At 61.1% G+C, this 15,491-nt stretch carries 26 protein-coding genes; 12 read left to right on the forward strand and 14 right to left on the reverse strand.

The window, feature by feature from the left end; all coding sequences use genetic code 11:
* Positions 1 to 204: 204 nt before the first annotated feature.
* On the reverse strand, positions 205 to 585 hold the full coding sequence (locus tag AB3347_RS17385) for an H-NS family nucleoid-associated regulatory protein (RefSeq protein ID WP_369093051.1): 381 nt from the start codon (positions 583 to 585) through the stop codon (positions 205 to 207).
* Positions 586 to 620: 35 nt separating this feature from the next.
* Entirely contained in the window at positions 621 to 1,250 is a 630-nt protein-coding gene (locus AB3347_RS17390; RefSeq protein WP_369093052.1) for a hypothetical protein, read from the reverse strand.
* 76 nt (positions 1,251 to 1,326) lie between these two features.
* Here AB3347_RS17390 and AB3347_RS17395 point away from each other — a divergent pair, with 76 nt between their 5' ends.
* The 6 genes from AB3347_RS17395 to AB3347_RS17420 all read left to right on the forward strand — a co-directional run bounded on the left by AB3347_RS17395 (position 1,327) and on the right by AB3347_RS17420 (position 5,653).
* Complete coding sequence (locus tag AB3347_RS17395) at positions 1,327 to 2,013, forward strand: hypothetical protein (protein WP_369093053.1); 687 nt, start codon at positions 1,327 to 1,329, stop codon at positions 2,011 to 2,013.
* An 88-nt stretch (positions 2,014 to 2,101) separates the two neighbouring features.
* The gene (locus tag AB3347_RS17400; RefSeq protein ID WP_369093054.1) at positions 2,102 to 2,308 is read left to right on the forward strand and encodes a hypothetical protein; all 207 of its coding nucleotides are present in this window, start codon (positions 2,102 to 2,104) and stop codon (positions 2,306 to 2,308) included.
* 17 nt (positions 2,309 to 2,325) lie between these two features.
* Positions 2,326 to 2,532: a hypothetical protein gene (locus AB3347_RS17405; RefSeq protein ID WP_369093055.1), complete on the forward strand. Its 207-nt coding sequence runs from the start codon at positions 2,326 to 2,328 to the stop codon at positions 2,530 to 2,532.
* Complete coding sequence (locus tag AB3347_RS17410; protein ID WP_369093056.1) at positions 2,529 to 3,521, forward strand: hypothetical protein; 993 nt, start codon at positions 2,529 to 2,531, stop codon at positions 3,519 to 3,521. Before AB3347_RS17405 ends, AB3347_RS17410 begins: the two co-directional genes overlap by 4 nt.
* Before the next feature lie 27 nt (positions 3,522 to 3,548).
* Positions 3,549 to 4,547: a hypothetical protein gene (locus AB3347_RS17415; RefSeq protein WP_369093057.1), complete on the forward strand. Its 999-nt coding sequence runs from the start codon at positions 3,549 to 3,551 to the stop codon at positions 4,545 to 4,547.
* Positions 4,548 to 4,597: 50 nt separating this feature from the next.
* Positions 4,598 to 5,653 (forward strand): hypothetical protein, encoded by a 1,056-nt coding sequence (locus AB3347_RS17420; RefSeq protein WP_369093058.1) that lies wholly within the window; start codon positions 4,598 to 4,600, stop codon positions 5,651 to 5,653.
* Between the two features lie 42 nt (positions 5,654 to 5,695).
* Here the strand turns inward: AB3347_RS17420 and AB3347_RS17425 are convergent, their stop codons facing one another.
* The 10 genes from AB3347_RS17425 to AB3347_RS17470 form a co-directional block, all read right to left on the reverse strand.
* Complete coding sequence (locus AB3347_RS17425; protein ID WP_285381934.1) at positions 5,696 to 5,941, reverse strand: hypothetical protein; 246 nt, start codon at positions 5,939 to 5,941, stop codon at positions 5,696 to 5,698.
* 89 nt (positions 5,942 to 6,030) lie between these two features.
* Positions 6,031 to 6,300: a hypothetical protein gene (locus AB3347_RS17430; RefSeq protein ID WP_369093059.1), complete on the reverse strand. Its 270-nt coding sequence runs from the start codon at positions 6,298 to 6,300 to the stop codon at positions 6,031 to 6,033.
* Positions 6,301 to 6,314: 14 nt separating this feature from the next.
* Positions 6,315 to 6,530 (reverse strand): hypothetical protein, encoded by a 216-nt coding sequence (locus tag AB3347_RS17435; RefSeq protein ID WP_369093060.1) that lies wholly within the window; start codon positions 6,528 to 6,530, stop codon positions 6,315 to 6,317.
* 31 nt (positions 6,531 to 6,561) lie between these two features.
* On the reverse strand, positions 6,562 to 7,104 hold the full coding sequence (locus AB3347_RS17440; protein ID WP_369093061.1) for a hypothetical protein: 543 nt from the start codon (positions 7,102 to 7,104) through the stop codon (positions 6,562 to 6,564).
* Between the two features lie 4 nt (positions 7,105 to 7,108).
* The gene (locus AB3347_RS17445) at positions 7,109 to 7,291 is read right to left on the reverse strand and encodes a hypothetical protein (RefSeq protein WP_285381941.1); all 183 of its coding nucleotides are present in this window, start codon (positions 7,289 to 7,291) and stop codon (positions 7,109 to 7,111) included.
* 15 nt (positions 7,292 to 7,306) lie between these two features.
* Complete coding sequence (locus tag AB3347_RS17450) at positions 7,307 to 7,714, reverse strand: DUF6283 family protein (protein WP_369093062.1); 408 nt, start codon at positions 7,712 to 7,714, stop codon at positions 7,307 to 7,309.
* 18 nt (positions 7,715 to 7,732) lie between these two features.
* A complete protein-coding gene (locus tag AB3347_RS17455) occupies positions 7,733 to 7,963 on the reverse strand; it encodes a hypothetical protein (RefSeq protein WP_285381945.1) in 231 nt (76 codons plus the stop codon).
* 13 nt (positions 7,964 to 7,976) lie between these two features.
* Positions 7,977 to 8,270 carry a hypothetical protein gene (locus tag AB3347_RS17460; protein ID WP_369093063.1) on the reverse strand — a complete coding sequence of 98 codons (294 nt, stop codon included), beginning with the start codon at positions 8,268 to 8,270 and terminating at the stop codon, positions 7,977 to 7,979.
* Between the two features lie 10 nt (positions 8,271 to 8,280).
* Positions 8,281 to 8,616: a hypothetical protein gene (locus AB3347_RS17465; RefSeq protein WP_369093064.1), complete on the reverse strand. Its 336-nt coding sequence runs from the start codon at positions 8,614 to 8,616 to the stop codon at positions 8,281 to 8,283.
* A gap of 4 nt (positions 8,617 to 8,620) precedes the next feature.
* Positions 8,621 to 8,920, reverse strand: coding sequence for a hypothetical protein (locus AB3347_RS17470; RefSeq protein ID WP_285381948.1), 300 nt, complete (start codon positions 8,918 to 8,920; stop codon positions 8,621 to 8,623).
* Positions 8,921 to 9,108: 188 nt separating this feature from the next.
* Between AB3347_RS17470 and AB3347_RS17475 the strand changes: the two genes are divergently transcribed.
* Positions 9,109 to 9,912, forward strand: coding sequence for a hypothetical protein (locus AB3347_RS17475; RefSeq protein ID WP_369093065.1), 804 nt, complete (start codon positions 9,109 to 9,111; stop codon positions 9,910 to 9,912).
* 13 nt (positions 9,913 to 9,925) lie between these two features.
* On the opposite strand, the gene AB3347_RS17480 is transcribed toward AB3347_RS17475, so the two are convergent.
* Positions 9,926 to 11,481 (reverse strand): IS3 family transposase gene (locus tag AB3347_RS17480; RefSeq protein WP_369093066.1). Its coding sequence is split into 2 segments (ribosomal slippage): positions 9,926 to 11,019 and positions 11,019 to 11,481, totalling 1,557 coding nucleotides; the frame shifts between segments, so codons are not numbered across the junction.
* A gap of 152 nt (positions 11,482 to 11,633) precedes the next feature.
* Between AB3347_RS17480 and AB3347_RS17485 the strand changes: the two genes are divergently transcribed.
* Complete coding sequence (locus AB3347_RS17485; RefSeq protein ID WP_369093067.1) at positions 11,634 to 12,665, forward strand: hypothetical protein; 1,032 nt, start codon at positions 11,634 to 11,636, stop codon at positions 12,663 to 12,665.
* On the opposite strand, the gene AB3347_RS17490 is transcribed toward AB3347_RS17485, so the two are convergent.
* Positions 12,662 to 12,907 carry a hypothetical protein gene (locus AB3347_RS17490; RefSeq protein ID WP_285381951.1) on the reverse strand — a complete coding sequence of 82 codons (246 nt, stop codon included), beginning with the start codon at positions 12,905 to 12,907 and terminating at the stop codon, positions 12,662 to 12,664. The genes AB3347_RS17485 and AB3347_RS17490 overlap by 4 nt on opposite strands.
* Before the next feature lie 202 nt (positions 12,908 to 13,109).
* Here AB3347_RS17490 and AB3347_RS17495 point away from each other — a divergent pair, with 202 nt between their 5' ends.
* Genes AB3347_RS17495 through AB3347_RS17510 form a run of 4 tightly spaced genes read left to right on the forward strand, consistent with a single transcriptional unit; the run spans position 13,110 to position 15,457 of the window.
* A complete protein-coding gene (locus AB3347_RS17495; RefSeq protein WP_285381952.1) occupies positions 13,110 to 13,682 on the forward strand; it encodes a DUF4262 domain-containing protein in 573 nt (190 codons plus the stop codon).
* Positions 13,679 to 13,993, forward strand: a complete 315-nt coding sequence (locus tag AB3347_RS17500) for a hypothetical protein (protein ID WP_369093068.1) — start codon at positions 13,679 to 13,681, stop codon at positions 13,991 to 13,993. The genes AB3347_RS17495 and AB3347_RS17500 overlap by 4 nt, the downstream gene beginning before the upstream one ends.
* Before the next feature lie 25 nt (positions 13,994 to 14,018).
* A complete protein-coding gene (locus AB3347_RS17505) occupies positions 14,019 to 15,005 on the forward strand; it encodes a DNA-binding protein (RefSeq protein ID WP_369093069.1) in 987 nt (328 codons plus the stop codon).
* A gap of 32 nt (positions 15,006 to 15,037) precedes the next feature.
* Complete coding sequence (locus tag AB3347_RS17510) at positions 15,038 to 15,457, forward strand: hypothetical protein (protein ID WP_369093070.1); 420 nt, start codon at positions 15,038 to 15,040, stop codon at positions 15,455 to 15,457.
* Positions 15,458 to 15,491: the final 34 nt, after the last annotated feature.

The raw sequence follows: 15,491 nt of genomic DNA on the forward strand, positions 1-15,491 counted from the left end.
CAGGTCCTACGGCAAATTGCCTGCCTCGATGAAGCACCTTCGGGAAAGGCTGGTCAGCCTCCTGAAAGACGAACGGCCCGGCCGCAAATGCGACCGGGCCGTCAAGGCAGCGCCGAAGCGCTATGCCATTCGAAAGGTCAAGAAGCTACCTTAACTGAACGGCATTAGAGCCTTGCAGCTCCTTTTCGTGATTGATGTGGCGCTTTACTGGGCGACTCGCAGCGCGTCCAACGCGCCGCCCGCCTCCAGGTATTTGACAAGCCAGAACGGCTTACGGCCGCGACCAGTCCAAGTCTCCGATTCATTCTCGGGATTCTGATAGCGCGCCTGGCCTTTCGCGTTCGCCACGCTCGCCGTCTTTTTCGCCTTTCGGGACATTACTCCGGTCGCATCGAGTAATTCGGGCACGCTCATGTTGAGCGACTTTGCAATTTCCTCGATCTGCTCGGCCGCGCGTTTTAATTCCTGTTTCTCCGCCACGGAAATTTGTTGGGCGACTTGTTGGCCCAATTCGCGTAGTTGGCTGTAGTCCAGTTTAAGCAGGTCGATCATGTTAATTAGTAGATATTCGAGTGGGTCGAACATTCATTTTATTCGACCCATTTACGGTCTCGCCAGTATTAAGGCGTTGGCGCGTGCGATTTTTCCGATTGCTCGTCATCCCCTTCATCTGCATTGAAGTCGCTCCATGGAAGCGCCCCCGGCGGCCCAACGTGCGGCAGCACCGTGACAGACGTTGGGCGATCAGGCAAATCCCAGCCGTCGAAATGGTCACGCCAGGCCAGCACCGCGTGCTCGCGCGAGATCGCCCTCACGATGAGGTCAATATTGTCCCCGCCCGGCGTCGATGCCTTCACGTAGGTCAGCTCGGTAGGCTGCTTTTCCAGGTCGGGATTCGTCAAGACGAACAGCGCCATTTCTGGTGTGTTCGGGCGAGGCAGATCAAGCGCCTTGAAGTAGGCCAGTGCGAGGCTCCAAAATTTTCCACCCTGGCCGATGGTGCCGGCGGGATCCGCCTCGACTACCGAAATCCACGTTTGGGCAGCGGCAGGATGGGCGGCCAAGCCAGACGCCACCGCGGGATAAAGAGATAGATATGCGGCCTTGAGCGCTTCGGGCGCTACTTTGCGAATGCGCGGCCCGGTGGGGGTTGGCGGAATAACAGGTTGGGTCATTTTGATTTCCTTATCGGCGGCGACCAGGTGTCGCCTGTCGACACCGAATATAAGCACGGCCTGTACCTGCTGCAAATCTGGCTCTTGCAACCACGCCTTGGGCTGCTCTCTACACTTGCTCGCACTACGCAACTCGAATTCGGAGCAAGCCATGCCGGACCCAACTGTCCTCCCTATTTCCCCAGACCAGCGGCCGCAAGGCGCGGTCTGCCGCTACATCGTCGGTGAGTGGTCCCATATCTTTGCCGAAGGCTGCGCGCCGACCGACCTGCGCATTGCCTTCGATACCGCGCAGCAGCGCGTCGTCGCCATGCAGCTGCACACAGCTCGCGGGTATGTCGACGCCGGCCGCGCGGACGTGGCCGACGTCCAAGAGAGCCTCCTGACGGCGAATGCCCATGTCCTCGCGGACCCGGTGGCCGAAGGATTCGCGCTCGAGGCCGAACTGCCGGCCTGGTCGGCGCCGGAAGCCCGCAATGCGGCCGTGACCCAGTTCGAGCGTGAGATCGCCTTCTGCAAGGTGCAGCACGGCCTGCTCATCGGCGAGCTGGCGCTCGAACTGGAGGCGGGCGGAGACGAAGCTCAAGACGAGTTCCGCTGGGATGTGGTGGACAGCGCCAAGGGCAATCTTGCGGCGGCCGCCGCCAATGCTGCGACGGACGACCCAGCCGACCAGGAGAACGCGATCGCCGGCGCCGAGGCCTGGGTAGCCGAGCACATCTCGGGCGGCGCGCTGGACCAGCTCCTCGCGACCTCGATCGCACTTACCAGCGCCAACGACACACAGGCGGCCGTGTTCCAGGTGCTGGCTGCATCGGCCCCAAAAGCTGTGCAATGACGTGCGGCGTGGGCATGCCCAAGTTGCAACCACGCTTCAAGGGCATTCCTATACTCGCCCGATCGCACAACCACCTTCCGGATTGAACATGACCAAGAATTTTCCCAAGCCTTCATTCGCCCAGCGCATCGGAGGGATCGTTTCTATCGGTGGGCCAGGCGGCCACCCTCGCACACGTTCCTGGGGCCTGACGGCGATGTATCGCACCAGCTCGCGGGCGTTCTACTGGTGGACGGCTCGCACCATGGTGGTTGGCTACTTCATCGGCAAGCTGATCGAGTGGGCATTAACGTAACGACCAGGATCTGCACCATGACACTCGCCCCTACCCGCAGCATCGCCCATCGCAATCTAGAGCTTGGCGAAAACCAGGCAAGCCTGCGCACCATCATGACGGCACCGCCGATGTCGGCCCGCGCGCACGCGACCGTCACTGGCCAACGCACCAGGGCTCGGCGCCTCGCCGAGGACGCGCGCGAGCTGCGCGCGCTGGCCGGTGACGACTGGAGAAACGAATGACTTCTCCCGTCATGATCCGCGCGGGTATCCCGCTTCCCGGCGGCCGTCTGGTCGAGATCGCACGGGACGCCGGCCTTCCTGTCCTTTTCTCGGCTAACGCCTTCATGCGGCGCAATGAGTTCGGTGAAATCACGAGCGTGCGCATGGCTGATCGCGCCCATTTTGGCGGCCTGAACGCCGCCTTGGACAGTGGTGGTTTTGTTGCCGCGCAGAAATATAATGGCTTTCCGTGGTCCGTTGAGCAGTACCTGAATCTGGTCGAATCGTATGACTGGGCGTGGTACGCAAGCATGGATCATTGTGTCGAACCGGAAATTGCCGGCGACAAAGCTGGAGTGATGTTCAGGGTAGCTGAGACGGCGCGTATGTATGGCGAACTGCGCCGCGCTGCAGCTGACCGTGGCCTCCCGCCGCCGATGCCGGTGCTGCAAGGCTGGACGCCTTCGCAGTACGTCTATTGCGCCGAAAGGCTGCCTCTTTTCGAGTGGCCCGATCTGATTGGAGTGGGCTCCATGTGCCGGCGTAATTTGCATGGCGATGTCGGGGTTTTCGCCGTGCTGGATGGTCTAGATGGTATCTTGCCACCACATACCAAGATTCACCTTTTTGGCGTTAAAGGGCGAAGCATGCAGCACTTGGGCCAGCACCCGCGCATCGCAAGTATCGACTCCCTCGCCTGGGACTTCGCTGCTCGAAAAGACCACCCTACGGGCCGCACGATGGACTTGCGCGGCCAGTACATGCTGGACTGGGTAGAAAAAAACCGCGCCAAAGCGGCCGGCGCGCAGGTGAGCCGCACTGCATCTCTCCTCCCGGTCGAGGCCGAAGAGGTCGACGAGCAGCTGGGCGCCTGGCTCGACCTGGTCACAGGTAACGAGATTGATGGACCGAACCCGGCCTGGCACGCAGCGCAAGGCTTCGAGCAGCTCTTCCCGGACGAAGAAGACGAAGAAGAGGATTCTTCCGAGAGCACTTTCGCCCCCGCCTGAATACCTGCAATTTAAAGAAGGATTGAAATGGCAAACAACTATTACGATTCCACCGGCGTGCTCGTGCTGAAGAACGTGACGCCTGTCATCACCGCCCTGTTCGGCGCATTCAACCTGGATGAAAGCCAGCCTGGTGACGGCCAGGTCTACATCGCAAGCATGTCTGAGTCCGATGAACCCACCTGGGATGAAATTCACGACGGGCTTGCGTCTCTGGCGAGCGACCTGAATCTGCCGCTGCCCGATCCCGCCGACGAATCCATCCAGGACTACCTGCGGTTGCTGGCGCAGCACTTCGGCACCGCGGATGATGTTGCATTCAACAAGCTTCTCGAGAATCACAATTTCGAAGGTAGCGCCGGTCTCGGGACCGTCTTCGCGCTTGCGAACCATTTCGACGACGGCCATGGCTTGAAGGCGATGAAACTGGAAGGATGCTGGCATAGCGATCGCCCTCGACTCTTCGAATTCGGCGGCGATGGCCTGTATTTGAGCCGCAACGTGCGCTACAGCGTCGATTCGTCCAGTGCGAAGGTTTTCGGCAGTGACATCGACCAGGCGCTGGCCCACAACGACCTGGATGCCGCGGCGAAGCACCTCGCGCTGCAGGTCGAGAAAATCCTGGGCTCGGTCGTGGACACGGGCACACGCGAGCAGCTGGGAAATAAACTGGCCGCGCTGATGACCGAGAAACTGGGTAACGCGGACCTTGCGGCGATGTTACGCGATCGCGGGGTCGCCCTTGCTGCGTGGGGCATTGGCGACGCGCTTCGCCTGGTTCAGCAGGATGCCGAACTCCAGCACAACTATGTGGATGACGCGCACATGCAGCACCTCGCACAAACCTTGCTGACGCGGGTTCGCGCGGATCTCGAGCTGAACTTCGGCAACCGTGATAGTGGCTGGGTGGCGACCCACTGGGACGAGCTGAAGGACGAGCTGGCGGCCACCGGCCAGCTCTACTCTCCCGGCGGCGAACAAAGCGACGAAGACGATACGAGCGGCATGGGAATGGGCATGTCGTGACGCTATCCTCGATCACCAGCGCCATCTTGCGGGAGTGGGTTGCCGCGCACATGGCTGCCAACGACGGTGCGCTCCCGCATGCGCACGCAGGCGCCATTCCCGGCGCCGATCGAACCTGGCTATCTGTGAACGACGCGATGCGCGCCGGGAAGCTCAGCTTCACCACATGTGCCTCACTGGCCGATTGGCTGGCCGACCAGTACCCGCAGCTCAAGCGAACCCGGTCGGCACGCTTGACCGCAGACAGGATCAATGAGCTTGTCGCAGCGTACCGGGTATCGCATGACGGCGAGTATCCCTTCCGGGAGTCCGGTAAGGTCGCCGGGCACAACTTCACCTGGGCGAACCTCGACAACACCCTTATCCAGGCCGGCAGCAGCCTGACTAAATGGATGCAGAAGCGCTATCCCGAGTACGAAGAAGTGCCTGAAGCGCGGCTGCGCCGCTGGGTCGAGGACTATGCCGATCGGAACGGCCGCGCGCTGCCAGCGGCGAAGTCGGGGCCGATCGAGGGCGCCGGCTGGACCTGGGCTCAGGTGGAGAGCGCCATGGTGCGGGGTGCTTGGCGCTGGGTAGTGGGCGAGAGCTTGGCCAAGTGGCTGGATCGCACCTATCCTGACGAGCGCTTTCTGACGCCGGCAAACCTGCGCCGGTGGGTCCGGGACCACGTAGCCATGCACGGCTGCTTCCCCACCAAGGATTGCGAGACGCCTGTGGCTGCGAGAAGCGGCTGGACGTGGGAGAGGATCAGCGCCGTGATGGAGCGGGGTGCGATGGGCTGGTCGGAGAAGATGCGCCTGAGTGTATGGCTAGACCAGGAATATCCCGCTGTACGCCTGCTCACCCAGCCAAATCTGCATGCCTGGGTCGGCGCCTATGTCGGTGTGCATGGCCATTACCCGACCCGACAAAGTCTCGGGGCGGCCGCTCCAGGCGGCCGCTGGAGCTGGCTCCAGATTGACAATGCCCTCAGGCGCGAGACTGCGGGATGGATAGGGAAAACGACCCTTGCCGACTGGATCGAGGATCACTTGCCCGCCGCACCATGCGAGCTCGAGGCCGATCTCGACGAAAACGAGGGGCTCGGGCAGCTGGCATTTGCATGACGGCCGCGGGAGATGGCCATGGCCAACGCTCCCGCAAGCTGCCTACTTCTTGGGCTTATAGGGCTGGAAGTGCCATGCGTCGCGCGCTGCTTCGCATTTGATGAGTTCTTCGCCGCGGAGTACGTCGAAACCCTTGGCAACGCATGCTTGGAGCATGGCCTTCGCCTCGGGGAGGTTAGCCTGGTAGTACTTGAGCCAGCTCGCCGGCGTAGTCGTGTCGTTTTTGGAAGCGGCAGCCGCCGGCGCGATGAAGGCCATGGCGGCAAGGAGAGTAGCGAGAAGTTTCATGGGTCTGGTTGAATTCCGGATGCCGTCCGGTGCGGAGCGCCAGCGGCGCCTGTTCGGCGAGCCCACACGAGTTCGCCATTAAAAGTTCGTCAATCGCCGGTCAACTTCATCCGCCTGATCGATCGCCGCACGGACGTCGCAAATTCGCGCGCCCAGTCCTGCGGCAAGCTCCAGTAGCCGATGACATCGAGTGCCTCTTCGAGCGTAGCTGCCCGGCCCACGTCGAGCACCTCTGCCGCGATCACTGGCATCCGTGGATCGTCGGGCGTAACCTGGTCGTCGGGGCACAAGCGCTTGTAGAGCGCGATGAGCTTGGCTTGATCGGCAGAGTCGATTGTGTCCGGCTCTGTAGGCTTCATCCTGGCCACCACGCTCAGTTCATCCGCCTGGTCACAACCTCAGTGTCATCGAGGTCGGCATATTCTCCCGCGGCCAGCACCGGGGTTCCGTCCGCGCCAACCCAATCGCGCAGCGCCGCCGTCAGCACCTCGGCGTCACTCGGCACTTCCACGCGCTCGGCTTTGAACTGGCGTTGCATCTCGTCGTACTCTCCGGCCTGTGCCACAATTAAATCTGTTAGTGCCACCATTTTGCCTCCTGCGCAAAAAACAGCCTGACTGTTACGCCGCCTGCAGCCAGCAATGCATGTTCGGGTACCGCGCCTCTGGGGCCACCCAGTGTCCGCGCTTACACATCCCTGCGTGAGCAAGTCCGTTGATGCCGACATACTGGTTCGCCTGCAGCATCGAGCGGATCTCGGCGCCGGTACCGCCATATTCTGCGTCAAGGATGATTTCTTCCGGCGCCAGGCCGACAGCCATTCCAGCAGCCCAGGCCCAAGCCGTCGCCTCGGGATCGCTACACTGGATCGCCGCGCGCTGAAGTGGGTGGTCAGGCGGCAGGTCCATCTCGTGGAGCTCATCGAACATCCGCTTCATGCCATCGCCCAGGTTGTCGGACATGTAGGAACGAAACCGTGAGGGTACCAGCGCTACATGTCCGGCATCGTGGAGGACTGCGGAGGGTGCGCACTCTGGATCGACCAACAGCGCGCCGGCTTCGATACGGCAGCCGGGAATGAATCCAGTGGCGCCTGGCACAATGTGTACTTCGATGCCGATTGCGGCCAGGTGATCAAGCACCCGTGTGAGAGCAGCCTTCATTCCATCAACTCCGGCCACGGAGCGCGGTGACCTCGTCTTTTACCGCCTGCATGAACAGAGCGTAACAGGCCTGGCGCGTAGCTTCTAGGCGGGCGGCCGCAGCACTCGCGTCCGCGATCTGGGTGTGCTGCATGGCATAGGCAGCATCGTTAAACTGGCCGAACGCTTCGATCAAGTCTTCGTTCATCTTGTCCTCGTGGGGTCAGGTTGCAGCCGGAGGCAGCGTTTGAGCCGGCGCCGGGTTGGTCGCGCGAAGCTTCTTGAGCACCTGCTGGTAGTTCGTGTGAAGGGCTGGCCAGCCAGCGCCAGGCTCCAGCGTAGAAGGCGTGAGGCGCTTGGTCAGTACTGCCAGGCGCACCTGGGGATGCCGGTGACCCACCATCGCCAGCCAACCGGCGCAGGCGATTTCCTTGCCTTCCCTGCTCTTGTGGCATGCGAACAGGCTGACACTGAAGTCTGGCCCCATCCCGCGCTCATCCGGGCATGTCGCGGCCAAGGATTCGGCCAAATCCATGTCGAAGTTCGGGATGTCGCGCGCGCTGGCGTCCTCGCGCCATGGGCAAGCTCGACATGGCCTCGCGCTCTTCCTCAACGTGCAGCTCTCGGTCATTTTCAAATCGGTTGAGTGTTATCCGGCCTTGGCGGCCTTCTGGTGCGCTTTCTCAGCGTCGCTCTCGAAAATCCGCGCGCCGGTGACTGCATGCTCGACCCATACCCGCCAGCCGTTTGCCGCCACCTTGGCCGCGTCCTCGAGCACCAAGGCACGTCGCGCCGGGCTGGAATCGTCGGTCGTCACGCGCGAAAACATCGCGGGATTACCGACGACGTACTTGAGGAGCCAGCACTTCTGTGAAGCCATGATTTCTCTATTCCTATTTGGCCGGCGCGCCGGCGACGGGAGTCATGATGCGCGCGAGCTGATATGCCCATTTGAAGCCGTAGTCGATCGAGCCCATGGCGTATCGCTCGGCAGCGGCTACCTCGTCGATCGTCGGCGCGTTCAGGCCGCGGCTCTCGGCCTGGCGCTGACACTCCTGATGCACCGCCGCGCGCTCGGCCTCAAGCCGGTCTTGAAGCGGGCGTCCTTGGCGCTTCGCCGCCTCTGCCTGGAACGCCAAGTAGATGCTCTTGGCCGGCTCGTTGCGCGGTTCAAATACGTCTCGCATGTTGCCCCCTTCAAATCACCTTGCCGCCTGCAGCCTTGATGGCTGCCTTGACCGTCTCCACGACCTCAGCTGGGCATTCAACCACGAGCGCGACGGTATCCTGGGCCTTGCGCCACTTCCGGAAGTGGCTCTCGAACGCAGCGCTCTTATCGCCGCGCTCGTCCATGTAGATCACGCCGCCATCGATCACAACCTGCGCGCCATCAGGCACCAGCTCGCGGGTGTAATCATCGACGACCTCGCCGTCAACCTTGACAACGGTGTCCTCATGCCATGCGCCTTCGGGCCACGCCTTCTCGTCGTTATAGAAGCGCCAGAATTCTGCGCCAGTGGTTTTGATTGCCATTCTCTTAATTCTCTTCCTCGCCGATTAGGCGCCGGACCTTATTTACAGCAGCGAGGCCGGGCCTCGAGTCGATCTTCCCGGAAGCGAGCGCCCTCGCCTCGGCAACCGTGAGCGATACCAACACGCCCTCGACCGCGGCCGGAACGATCTTTATCTCGCCTGGCGAGGCCACGATGTCGAGTTCTTGGCCGTCCGCAAAGCCAGCCTTGTTCAAGACGTCCCGGCTGAACGTGGTGCCCTGGGAATTGCCGATCTTTCTAAGCTTCATCGTTTCTCTCGCTGTGGATACATGGTAATCACCCATGCAAATGTTGTCAATGAGAATGTTATCACATGTATCCACGCACCTTCCAGTGTTCGGTGGCTTGGCCACGCCGCTGCCGGTTGCGTTGCAACCACGCGTCTCGCTGACTCCTACACTCCGAGCATCACAAACAGAACGCGTGTCTCCCACAAACGTTTGTGTGTGTGGGAACGCAAACAGCATCGCCGATGAAGATCGAAACTCTGCAGTTCCATCCCCGCAAGCCCGCCATCTCCGACGATATCGCAGAGAAGCTCGCGGTTGCGGAGGAGGCAATCTACCGCCTGTTTGTGCAAGGTCGACCTGCATATTTTGGATACAGCGGCGGAAAGGACTCGAGCGTATGTGTGGACATTGGTCTGCGGGCAGCGCGCCGCTTCAAGGCCGAAGGTGGCGAGCCTGTCCTGGTCGTCGGGACAAGTGACACTCTCGTTGAAAATCCGGAAATTTCGAATCACTATCGCAGCGAACTCAACAAGATGGGCCAGTACGCGCGCAGGCACGGATTGAACCTCAAAACCGCGATTGTTAAGCCGACCCTGGCCTCGACCTGGCAGGTGAAAATCCTGTCCGGCCGCGGCATTCCAAGCTTCCCCGGCGGCTCCGCTGATTGCAGCGCGGACTTGAAGGGTGGGCCACAAAAACGGTTCCGGAAGAACCTGTTTGCCTCCTGGCTGAATCAAGGCTTACCGGAGCCAGTCACTGTGCTCGGCATGCGCCTGGATGAATCGGTCGCCCGCGGCAACAATATGCGTGCACGAGGCGATAACGCGATCGAGCCGGTTCGAAACAAAGCCGGTGAACTGGTGCTGTCGCCGATCGCAGACTGGTCCGAAGACGACGTGTTCGAACACCTTGGCAACATCTCGAATGGCCTGCTCGACTCGTACTCGGACATGATAGAGACTGACCGGATCTATGCACACTCGGCCGGAACATCGTGCTCAGTGGTGGCTATGGACGAGCATCAAGCGCGGTGTTTGTCAACGTAGTTGTCGCGTCACCTTACGCAACTTGCTTTAATTCTTCTGGCCGAATCCGTTCCGGATTCAACCAGACCTGATCGTCCAGGTTCCAGTTTCTGACATTCTGCGACCAGCGCTGCGGATTGCGGCTTCTGGCCTCCTGGTACACCTGTTCACGGTGGCTCAGAATCGCATCAGCTTGGCCGCCATGCCGCTGTGCCGGCGTCACGAATTTCAGGCCGCTGTGCTTGTGATCCTGGTTGTACCAGCGCACAAATTTCTGTGTCCACGCCTGTGCTTCTTCCAAGCTGTTGAACGGTTTGCTCGGGTAGTCCGGGCGGTACTTGCACGTCCTGAACAGCGACTCCGCAAAAGCATTGTCGTTGCTCACGCGCGGCCTGCTAAACGACGGCGCGACACCCAATTGCTCCAACGTGGCCAGCATGGTGGCGCCTTTCATTGCGCTGCCATTATCCGAGTGGAGCACCAGTGGGCGGCCTGCCAAGCCTTCGGCCAGGCTAGCGCGGCGCATCAGCCTTGACGCCGATTCCGCAGATTCGGCCACATGCACTTCGTGACCGACAATTTTCCGGCTGTAGATGTCGAGCACCATGTACCAGTAGTAGTACTTACCCTTGATCGCGGCCGGCAGCCACGTGATGTCCCAACTCCAAACCTGGTTCGGCCTCGTAGCGCAATGGCTCGTGACCACCCGTCCGGAAGGCTTCTTTGCCTTACCGCGGTAGTGCTGCTGCGACGCAGCCTTCAAGACCCGGTAAAAGCTCGATTCCGAGGCCATGTATACACCTCGGTCAGCCAACGTCGGCACGATCTGGCTCGGCGGCATGCTGCCGAATTCCTCGCTGTTTGCCACTGCCAGGATCTCGGTACGTTCCTCGTCACTCAGCTTGTTCCTTGGTTCCGGCCTCGCAGTGGTTGGGCGGTTGTCGGCACCGATGGCATCGTCGCCATTGCGAACCCAACGCTGGAAAGTTCGCAGGGTGATACCAAGCTCACTGCATGCTGGTGCCAGCCGGCTGCCAGCTGCCTCTGCTTCCCGGATCAACTCAACACACAACAGGCGATCTGGGACGCTGATCAGTCTTCCTCTTTGTCCCCCCAGATCGCCTGGGCTTTTTTTCGCAGAATCAGCAGAGCTGCCGCCTCGGCCAGCGCCTTCTCTTTGCGCTGCAGGTCCTTCTCCAACTGGCGGATGCGTTTCTTGTCTTCCTTCGACTGCGCCTGTAGGCTTCGAGCCTGCTGTGCCACGCTTGCGTTGGCCGACATGCACGCAGCCCGCCACGTAGCGATCTGCTCCGCAAAAAGCCCCTTGCGGCGGCAATACTCAGACAGTTCGCTTTCGTTCAGCGCCGCCGTTTCCAGCACCACCGCGAACTTGTCCTCCGAGCTCCATTCTTCTGCACTTTTTCCACTACCTGGCACTGGCGTTCCTTGACTACGAAGTTGACGACGCCAAGTATAAAGCGTCTGCTCGGTGATCCCGCTCTCCCGGGCCAGTTCGGACACCAACCGGTTCTGTGGCGGCATCATCTGCCGCAACAGCGCTTCTTTTCGTTCTGCTGAATACTGTCCCACACGATCTCTCTTGCCCGCCCCCGGTATGGCCCACTCCATTCAGGTGACGCGACAACTATTCTGACACCGGGGGAGCGCGCAAGAGCAAAGGTTGCGGAGCAAGACACGGATGTCACAGCTGTCAGCGCTCCGAGGATAAAAGCCTTGAAGCGATGATCGCTTTCGATCCCCGCTATGCCTACGCCCAGGGCTTGAACAAGCTCAACAAACTGATCCGCGCAACGCGCTATGACTGGTCCAGGCGCCACTGGATCGGCCGCACGATCAAGGGCGGCTGGCTCGAGGTCAAGCCCGATACATATCACCCCAAATTCCTGCGCGAGCTCACCCGCTACATGCTGCAGCTCGACCACGATGAAGGGGTGCGGGCGCGGCGCGCCGGCGAGCCGCCGAAGTTCAAGCTGCTCCCTCTCGACATGATGATCGCTGTCGATGCGATGCAAAGTCTCAACGGCGTGGCACGTCCCTTCCAGGTGTGGGCCGATTATCGCGACATCCACCAACGCGGCATCCGCTACGACATCCCGGAGGTGCCAACCACCCCTGCTCAGCCGATGCCCCGCCCCCGGTACCTGTACGTTGGTACCGACTGGGACGAAAACAGCAGGTCAGATTTCACCGGGTTGCGCAGCGACTACATAGAAGGCCTCGTCGGTGACAGTGGCTCCGTATCGCTTACGGAACTGAAGGACGGCACGAAGGTCTGGGACGTCAACCACGAGCTGCAGTTCGGTGTCGGCATGGAGGCGGCGTTGATGTTCGAGGACTTCGAGCTGGAGAGGATCTACGAGCACATCGACGGGGAACACGTCGGTAACGGCGCCGGCTTCGCTTACAAGCGATACGTACTGCTGGGCGTTCTCACACTCTCGCACGGGCAGCTGGCCAAGCACGATGAAGTCCTGCGCCGTACCGCCTTCAAGGATCGCCAGGGGCTCTCCCTCGAGTACTCGGTAGAAGACCTGCTGGCGCGCTCGGTACCGTTCGAGGAGCTCCCGCCTGAAGCCCAGCTCGCGTGGCGGCCAGAGAAGATGGATACAGCCGTCCCGATCGACGATCCGCTCATCGCCGCGGCCGCGCCGGCGCCACCACAGTTCAGCGCACCGGACGCGGAGCCCAGCGCCGACGTCGACGAGGAAGACCTGGCCGACGATCAGGTCGCGCAGGGCGTCCTGCCGTTCTAGGCCTTCTCGATCTTGGTGATCTTGTGGCCGTGCGTTTCAAGCAGCGTCGCAGTGTGGTCGCTCGACTCGCGCGTGTCATTTTTCGGGAACATCGTGTCGGACAAGACAATGTGCCTGATCGCGCTGGCCGCCTCGCCAACCGTCGGCGCCGTCGCGCCCCACTGAATATCGATCACGCGGCTCTCGCCCTCTTCATCCTCGACCGTTACGTTCCAGGTAGTGTTCTTTGCGGTGGTGCTCATGGCAATCCTCCAGTGGTTGTGGGGCTCTATTTTGCCCGATGCGAAGTTCACATTGCATAATTGGCACTCACACGATTACTTTGATTCCTTGGCGCAACATTTACGCCTCGTGCCTATGCTGCGTAACAACTTTTGCGGCATAATCACACAGTTGTCCTGCTCGGCGGCGCGCTGGGCCTATCTATTTGACTGAGGGATGTGAATGTCGATCAGCGCCACCATTTGGAATAATCTACTGGACCAGATCGACAGCAGGGGCTGGGCGTGGATGTGCGCTGGACGCGACGACGGAGCAGTTTCGGGCGAAGTCTTCCCAGCCTACTGCTACACGATTGGTCTGGCGGAGCAGGGCCTTCCGGAACTCATCATCGTCGGCCCCGACATGCGGATGGGATATGAGCCGCACATTGGCCTCGACCCACGCGTCGCGATCGAGGCTGCCGAAGGCATCATCAGAAAAGCGTTAGCAGGTCACCCGGCCGCAGCCCCGTCCCCGTTCCCGATGAACACCGTGCTTCACGACGTATTCAAAGGCACGCGTGCCATGCTGGTCCACGTGCCGACGGATCAGGCCAATCACCGCGCACTGTTCGCCCTTGACTACGCAGTGGCCACATCGACGTCGCTGCGGGCCGTCCAGTTGCTCTGGCCAGATCGGGCTGGTCGGCTTCCCTTCGAAAACGGAGTGAGCCTGGCCTTCGCCGAAACCCAGCCGGTACTGAAGTATCTTCCGCCACCCCACCATGACCCTACGGATTCACCTGTAATGCAATGAGTACCCCCGTCACGCTCGAATACGTGCGCGTCCACGGCCTGTGGATGCCCTGCGAGTATGAAACCCATCAGGACAAGGTTATTATTCGATGTCTCGGTGACATCGACCGTGCCTGTCTGGACCTACCAAGCAAGCCGCTGGCGCTGCCCGACGCACTGAAGCAGTATTTCGCCGCCGTGCCCGAGCTACGCAAAATGGTGGCGCTGGTGCCGAGCGAAGGAGTGAGCCGGCAGTACTGGGCCTGCCGACAGGCGCCGAAAAGCGCCCTGATAGCCGATATCGAAGAAACCCTGGACTGCGCCCCTGCGTGAGGCGCCGGCCCGAACAAGAACACATATGACCGAACCGAATCACACCAGCGTCGACTACGCTTCTTTCCAGAACTCTCGCGAGCTCGCGCGCTACCTGGCCAACCGGATGGTGGCGAGAAACCAGTATCCCAACGCTGAGGTGATTCGAAAGGAAATCAGCAAGGTCACGAACGGCGTCATGAAGCCCTCAGCGTCGACGATCCAGGACGAGATCAAGAAGTGGCACGAGGAAGTGTTCTGGCCAACCTATCATGCGATGGGAACCGTGCCGCAAGAGAGCGGTTTTCCGGCTGAAGTGAAGCGGATCTTTACTGAGTCCTTCCACAACATCGTCATGCAGCTGCAGACGGCGGCCAGTGCGCAGTTCGACGGCGAGCGCGCCGATTTCCAGCTCCAGGCGCAAGAGGCTGAGAAAGTGGTGCGCGACCTGCAGGAGCAGGTGCAGGGCATAGAGCAGCGCTTGGCCGAGGTGCAGGGCCAGTACGAGGCCGAAGTCCAGGCGCATGCCGGGACGAAGGAGCAGCTGGAGGCGACCGGCACGGAGGTGAGCGAGCTCAATGCCAAGCTGCAGGCCGCATACGAGAAGCAGGCGGAGCACGAGGTCCAGCTAAACGAGGTGCGCAGGACCGAGCGTGACCGCGCCGACAAGCTGCTCGAAGACGCAGCCAAGGACCGGCAGCGCCACCAGCTCGAGATCGACATGGCTCGCCAGCGCGCCAAGAGCGTCGAGCTCTCGCTCCAGGGCCAAGTCGGTGAAAACAGGCGCCTGGTGCACGAACATGCGCAGGCCCAGTCAGAGGCTGCTGCGGCGCGCAAGGAGCTGGAGAGCCTGCGTAAAGCGCACGCCGAGGAAGTCAGGCGCATGACCGAAGCGCTGCGCGCCGCGCACGCTGGCGCCACCCAGGCCGAGCGCATGAAACCGACTCTGCGGCCCGCCGGCGGCAAGGCGTTTGCCACGAAAACGATTGGCCGCAATCGCCGATCCCTACACAAGACGCCGCGGCAGGGATAATATTGCAGGAATAACAACCTACTGACAAACCCATGCCTCTCCAATCCCTGCTGACTATCCCTTCTCGCACCCGTTCCTGTGCCGGGGTTGCCTGCTACTTCTTGGCGATGGCTGCGTCGGTCTGGTCTACGATACTAGCGGTCGCGATGCTGGGTGTGGCTGGCATCCTTGCATGGGCCAAATGGCATGGGGAAGGAGGTAACCATGCGAAGGACTCCAAGGACTTCAAGATTATCATCCTCATTTCCTTCGCAATCGCCGCATTCGCTATCGGCGACCTTCATGTTAACCGCGAAAACGAAGAACAATTCGCGCGCTACCTGTCAGAACATGGCTGCGGCCAAGTACCGGCTCGCCAGTACGACGCGGAGCCAGTCTATCGCTGCTCGAACGGCAACATCATCACGCAAACGCAGTTCTCTGAAGGCTCATACGGCGAGCCGGACTGGTAGAAACATCGGACGCCACAAACCTATTTCGATCGGC

This window comes from Massilia sp. X63 (assembly GCF_041023745.1).
Lineage (GTDB): Bacteria > Pseudomonadota > Gammaproteobacteria > Burkholderiales > Burkholderiaceae_D > Telluria.

Excerpts from the sequence above, each read along its gene's own strand:
- AB3347_RS17385 (WP_369093051.1), bottom strand. The coding sequence starts at position 585 with ATGTTCGACCCACTCGAATATCTACTAATTAACATGATCGACCTGCTT.
- AB3347_RS17395 (WP_369093053.1), top strand. The coding sequence starts at position 1,327 with ATGCCGGACCCAACTGTCCTCCCTATTTCCCCAGACCAGCGGCCGCAA.
- AB3347_RS17400 (WP_369093054.1), top strand. The coding sequence starts at position 2,102 with ATGACCAAGAATTTTCCCAAGCCTTCATTCGCCCAGCGCATCGGAGGG.
- AB3347_RS17405 (WP_369093055.1), top strand. The coding sequence starts at position 2,326 with ATGACACTCGCCCCTACCCGCAGCATCGCCCATCGCAATCTAGAGCTT.
- AB3347_RS17410 (WP_369093056.1), top strand. The coding sequence starts at position 2,529 with ATGACTTCTCCCGTCATGATCCGCGCGGGTATCCCGCTTCCCGGCGGC.
- AB3347_RS17415 (WP_369093057.1), top strand. The coding sequence starts at position 3,549 with ATGGCAAACAACTATTACGATTCCACCGGCGTGCTCGTGCTGAAGAAC.
- AB3347_RS17420 (WP_369093058.1), top strand. The coding sequence starts at position 4,598 with ATGGCTGCCAACGACGGTGCGCTCCCGCATGCGCACGCAGGCGCCATT.
- AB3347_RS17425 (WP_285381934.1), bottom strand. The coding sequence starts at position 5,941 with ATGAAACTTCTCGCTACTCTCCTTGCCGCCATGGCCTTCATCGCGCCG.
- AB3347_RS17430 (WP_369093059.1), bottom strand. The coding sequence starts at position 6,300 with ATGAAGCCTACAGAGCCGGACACAATCGACTCTGCCGATCAAGCCAAG.
- AB3347_RS17435 (WP_369093060.1), bottom strand. The coding sequence starts at position 6,530 with ATGGTGGCACTAACAGATTTAATTGTGGCACAGGCCGGAGAGTACGAC.
- AB3347_RS17440 (WP_369093061.1), bottom strand. The coding sequence starts at position 7,104 with ATGAAGGCTGCTCTCACACGGGTGCTTGATCACCTGGCCGCAATCGGC.
- AB3347_RS17445 (WP_285381941.1), bottom strand. The coding sequence starts at position 7,291 with ATGAACGAAGACTTGATCGAAGCGTTCGGCCAGTTTAACGATGCTGCC.
- AB3347_RS17450 (WP_369093062.1), bottom strand. The coding sequence starts at position 7,714 with ATGACCGAGAGCTGCACGTTGAGGAAGAGCGCGAGGCCATGTCGAGCT.
- AB3347_RS17455 (WP_285381945.1), bottom strand. The coding sequence starts at position 7,963 with ATGGCTTCACAGAAGTGCTGGCTCCTCAAGTACGTCGTCGGTAATCCC.
- AB3347_RS17460 (WP_369093063.1), bottom strand. The coding sequence starts at position 8,270 with ATGCGAGACGTATTTGAACCGCGCAACGAGCCGGCCAAGAGCATCTAC.
- AB3347_RS17465 (WP_369093064.1), bottom strand. The coding sequence starts at position 8,616 with ATGGCAATCAAAACCACTGGCGCAGAATTCTGGCGCTTCTATAACGAC.
- AB3347_RS17470 (WP_285381948.1), bottom strand. The coding sequence starts at position 8,920 with ATGGGTGATTACCATGTATCCACAGCGAGAGAAACGATGAAGCTTAGA.
- AB3347_RS17475 (WP_369093065.1), top strand. The coding sequence starts at position 9,109 with ATGAAGATCGAAACTCTGCAGTTCCATCCCCGCAAGCCCGCCATCTCC.
- AB3347_RS17485 (WP_369093067.1), top strand. The coding sequence starts at position 11,634 with ATGATCGCTTTCGATCCCCGCTATGCCTACGCCCAGGGCTTGAACAAG.
- AB3347_RS17490 (WP_285381951.1), bottom strand. The coding sequence starts at position 12,907 with ATGAGCACCACCGCAAAGAACACTACCTGGAACGTAACGGTCGAGGAT.
- AB3347_RS17495 (WP_285381952.1), top strand. The coding sequence starts at position 13,110 with ATGTCGATCAGCGCCACCATTTGGAATAATCTACTGGACCAGATCGAC.
- AB3347_RS17500 (WP_369093068.1), top strand. The coding sequence starts at position 13,679 with ATGAGTACCCCCGTCACGCTCGAATACGTGCGCGTCCACGGCCTGTGG.
- AB3347_RS17505 (WP_369093069.1), top strand. The coding sequence starts at position 14,019 with ATGACCGAACCGAATCACACCAGCGTCGACTACGCTTCTTTCCAGAAC.
- AB3347_RS17510 (WP_369093070.1), top strand. The coding sequence starts at position 15,038 with ATGCCTCTCCAATCCCTGCTGACTATCCCTTCTCGCACCCGTTCCTGT.